General features: G+C 42.8%; 1 protein-coding gene and 2 pseudogenes. All 3 read right to left on the bottom strand.

Annotated elements, in window-relative coordinates; all coding sequences use genetic code 11:
* Positions 1–601: pseudogene (locus CEV08_RS09095) on the bottom strand (filamentous hemagglutinin); the annotation flags it as partial.
* Between the two features lie 2 nt (positions 602–603).
* Entirely contained in the window at positions 604–1,008 is a 405-nt protein-coding gene (locus CEV08_RS09090) for a hypothetical protein (protein WP_100131270.1), read from the bottom strand.
* Positions 1,005–2,075, bottom strand: a pseudogene (locus CEV08_RS09085) (hemagglutinin repeat-containing protein); the annotation flags it as partial. The pseudogene CEV08_RS09085 and the gene CEV08_RS09090, both read right to left, overlap by 4 nt.

The following is a 2,075-nucleotide window of genomic DNA, read 5'->3' as shown; positions in this document are numbered from 1 at the left end:
ATCCTTCATCAGATAAATCATTGATCATGTCTAAGCGATTATGCACTGCTCCCTCAAGCGATGTGGCGTCTATTGGTGCGACAGCTTGGTGGGCTGCTGCGGTATTGCGGTTGAGAGAGCCAATGATTTCTCCAGCATCTTGCCCCATCACCCTCTGATTGCTTTCACCGGTTAAGATGATGGCGCCATCGCTGATAGCCGATTTGGTTTCACCTTCTGCTCCATCCTTGGCTTTACCATGATTTAAAATATTCTTGGCAATGTTTTTTATCGTGTCATTTCCAGAAAGGCTAAAACCATGGCTGCTGGCTGTCGCATGCGCACTGTTGGCAATATCACTCGTCGTAATGGTTCCTGTGGTCAATTTATTTTTGTCTGCTGATGCGCTGCTGTCAATAAGGCCTCCGGTCAAGTTTGTTGCACCCGCCACTGTAATATCAAAGCCACCATCACCCGCTTTGATGCCGGATTGTTCCACAACACTGTGATAATCACTAGAGGATTGATCCTTTTGGAAAGAGGCGCTCATTGAACCTCCACCACCCGTTGCTCCAGCACCAAAGCCAACATTAACCAAAGCGCTTTGCGAATGGTGTTGTATTGTTAAGGTTGGCATTCAGGTTGTACTGGACTCCTTTTACAAAAAGGGCTGTTTAAGCGCTTCTCAACACTTCGCTTCGGAATAACAGCACCAGGACGACAAATCGGAAGGTCTCTATAATTATAGCACCAATATGGACCCCCTGATTTTCTACGGAAACCAGCTTGAAGCATGCAAGCATCAATGGTGGCTATTTCATTGTCGCTTAGCGTTTTGTTTTCTGAATCCTGATCAATAAGGCTTGGCATGCCACATTCTAACAAGACTTTTCCTACCTCAGTAAAGTTCGCTCCTGGCTTCTTCCACACTGCCACTTCTCCTGGAGAAGGTTTGTCGATATTTGATATGTCACATCCAGAGACACTTAATAGAATGAGCAGGCTTAATAAATTAAATAATATTTTCATTTTTTGTTCCCTGTTATCGTTGAATAAAGTTTTTTAAAACCAAATGAACCATAATTATCTCTACACTCACGACTTGCATCACCATAACACTTATGGGTGGTACTAGGATTATGGCCAATGATCGCTTTCCCTTGCTCTATCATTGGAGTGGCTGGTAGAAATAATACATAGGGGAACTTCAAGGGTACCTTATAAGCAGTAGGTCGATTGTAACCAATCACTGTACTAATGGGGTCTAATATATGGCTTTGTACGTAGACATATTTCTTTTCGCCATCGCTTAGATAATCTAATCTATTAGCTATCGATTGCAGGTGAGCAGCCGCTCCAACAAGATAGATATCTGTTTTCTTAGCTATACCGTGGATACCATCATCTTTCAAGTTATTCTCTCCATTGAGCACTGTTAGGGTACCACGGCTATGCGCACTAACAATCGCCCCATCATTGCCATAACGATAGAGAAAATCTTGGAATTTCTTCGTCGAGTTACTCAAACCCCAAGTGTCCCCCTCCCAAAACTTTTGATAAAACGCTATCCCTAATTCTACTAGCATATCGTCAGCTTGGGGGAAGTATGTAAAATAAAGGGGTCCTTTTTTATTATCAGACATTTGAACAGCATTACCCGCTGCATCATCTGRTGAATTAAAAATGCCATTGTAGAACATATAAACAGCGCCGTCAGGGCCTTTTTGTAAATGATCTTCTTTCTCTGGCTTTAAAAAGTGATATAGAGGTATTTTTTTGCCATGACTGTCTTCTATAGGTTCCCCATTTTCATCGGTTAAATAGATTGTATTGCCATTTTCATCATGCGCAACCTCACCCACTGGGTGGTCTTTGACATTTGTGATTTTATAAATTTTATCAAAGTATCCCAATCCTTCATCAGATAAATCATTGATCATGTCTAAGCGATTATGCACTGCTCCCTCAAGCGATGTGGCGTCTATTGGTGCGACAGCTTGGTGGGCTGCTGCGGTATTGCGGTTGAGAGAGCCAATGATTTCTCCAGCATCTTGCCCCATCACCCTCTGATTGCTTTCACCGGTTAAGATGATGGC

The sequence above is a fragment of the Bartonella tribocorum genome, from assembly GCF_002778015.1.
Lineage (GTDB): Bacteria > Pseudomonadota > Alphaproteobacteria > Rhizobiales > Rhizobiaceae > Bartonella > Bartonella tribocorum_B.
The sequence above is the reverse complement of the archived record's forward strand: the minus strand, read 5'-3'. Positions and strand labels throughout refer to the sequence as shown.